Below are 2,205 nucleotides of genomic sequence, written 5' to 3'. Positions count from 1 at the left end.
CCCTTCGGCATCCTCCTTGACCCGGGCGTGACGCTGCAGACCGACGATCAACCGCCGCTGTCCCCGCAGCGCTTCAGGACCTGCCTGCCGACGGGTTGCGTCTCCGTCTTTACGATCGATCGGCCGACGCTTGGAAAGCTGAGGGGAGGCTCGGTGCTGAAGCTCAATGTCACGACGGACGCCGAGACCCCGCTGAGCTTCCCTGTGTCGCTTCGCGGCCTGACCGCGGCGCTCGACCGCATGGTGGCGTTGAGCGCAAATTAGGGTGCGCGCTGACCAGCTTTTGGCCGCAGTGAGCCACATGAAGCGTACGCCGGCCGCCGCGATGGAGTATTTTTGGGCGCGGCATCCAAAGGGGCGTGCCTGAAAAGGGCTCAACTTCAGGTTGGATCATCGACAGCCGCTATCCGAACCGGCCATGATTCTGGCCATACCGGCCCACTGGCCTGCCGTTTTTTGTGCTTTCCCACTGAATGCGGCGTCCGGATACAACCGCAGCGAGCCGACGTTATGTGCTATTTTTGCTACATCTCGCAGCCTTGTTGCCCAAAAAGGCTATTTAGCGATCTCTAAATCAATAATCGCTCACATATTTCGTGAATCTGTGAATAATCCACCGACGGGCAGGCCTTGGCTTGGTTAGCGCTCTGAAAAGGACGCTGGGGAAACGTTAGGGTGGGATTAATGAATACGACAAACATGTCGACCATAGGCAGGCGCCTTGGTCTTTTGATGGCGGCCACCATGCTGACCTGCGGCAGTGCTCACGCGCTCACGCTCAAGGAGGCGATGGCTGTCGCGGTGGAGTCCAATCCCGAGATTGGACAGGCGATCGAAAATCGCGAAGCCATCGAGTTCGAGTTGCGGCAGGCCAAGGGCCTTTATCTTCCCAGTGTCGATGTCGAGGCATCGGCTGGCGTTCGCCGGCTCGACAATCCGTCCCGGCGCTCTCTTTCCATCGAAGGCGATGCGCTCTATCCGGCTGAAACGGATCTTACCGTTTCGCAGACGCTTTATGACAGCGGCGGAAGGCGGGCCGAATTGAACCGTCAGGCATCGCGCGTCGACGGCGCTTCGTTCCGCGTTCTGGAACGGTCCGAATTCATCGGGTTGTCCGTTGTCCAGGACTATCTGGAATACATGCTGCAGGCCTCGATCGTTGCCGAAGCGAAGAAGAATCTCGGCTTCCACCAGGCAATTCTCGGCGACATCCGGCAAGGCATCTCGGGCGGCGCGCTGAACGAGGCCGACCGGCAACAGGCCGAGGAACGGCTGTTCGCCGCCAAGGCGCGCATGCAGGAGGCGACCGAGGAACTGGAAGCGGCCAAGATCCGCTTCTTCAAAACCGTCGGAAAGCCACTGACCAGCCCTTCGAGGCCCGGCGATGTTTCGGCCGCACTCCCGCGCTCGCTCGACGACGCGATAGGGTTGGCGCGGGAAAGCAATCCGCGCGTACACATGGCCAACAGCGACATCGACGCGGCGGCCTCCCTCGTGGACGCTGCGCGGGCAAAATTTGGCCCCTCCATCATCGCTGAAGGTCGGGCCCGGGCAGGAACCGACATTGACGGCGACGATGGCGACACCACCGACCTGCAGGCGCGCGTGGTCCTGCGCTGGAACCTCTACCGCGGTGGCATCGACAAGGCCAACGAGCAGGAGCAGATCCGCCGCACCAGTGAACAGCGTCTCGCGCTGCATCAGGTCCAGCGCGAAATCGAGGAAGCCGTTCGCACCTCATGGGATCGCCGTTTCCGGCAAGCCGATCTGGCAAAGACCCTGAGGCAACAAGCCGCTGCCAATGAGAAGCTGGTTGCTTCCTATCGCGAGCAGTTCAAGGTCGGACAGCGCTCGCTGCTCGACGTGCTCGACGCGCAGAATACACGGTTCAACACGGCAACACTGGCGGATACCGCGTCCTACGCATCGCTGTTTGCCCAGTACCGGCTCCTGGCCGCGACCGGACAGTTGCTGAAAACGATGAATCTCGAGCCGGCAAAGCAAGCGACGGCCTATGCACGCACCGAGTTCGCAGCACCGGAAACCGCGGACACAGAAACCTATGCGCGGACGCCATCGGAGCAGAAGAACGACCTGCCATTCGATATTCTCGCTCCGGTGAGGAAGAAATAGGACAGCACAAGGTCCAGCGAGCGTCCTGACGGGCAGATCGTGAACCAGCAACCCAACATCCTCTCCCCGAAG

Annotated in this window: 2 protein-coding genes; both read left to right on the top strand. The window is 61.0% G+C overall.

Going from position 1 to position 2,205, the window contains the following annotated elements:
- Positions 1 to 264 (top strand): invasion associated locus B family protein (locus tag EN925_RS32770; RefSeq protein WP_206633054.1); only part of this gene is annotated, 264 nt, incomplete at its 5' end.
- Between the two features lie 420 nt (positions 265 to 684).
- Complete coding sequence (locus tag EN925_RS32765) at positions 685 to 2,133, top strand: TolC family protein (protein WP_013529844.1); 1,449 nt, start codon at positions 685 to 687, stop codon at positions 2,131 to 2,133.
- Positions 2,134 to 2,205: the final 72 nt, after the last annotated feature.

The sequence above is a fragment of the Mesorhizobium sp. M7A.F.Ca.US.006.04.2.1 genome (assembly GCF_004022915.1).
In the GTDB taxonomy this organism is placed as follows: Bacteria; Pseudomonadota; Alphaproteobacteria; order Rhizobiales; family Rhizobiaceae; genus Mesorhizobium; species Mesorhizobium ciceri.
Note: the sequence above shows the minus strand (reverse complement) of the source record. Positions and strands in the feature narration are given on the sequence as shown.

Coding starts and splice junctions, on each gene's coding strand:
- EN925_RS32765 (WP_013529844.1), top strand. CDS start 685: ATGAATACGACAAACATGTCGACCATAGGCAGGCGCCTTGGTCTTTTG.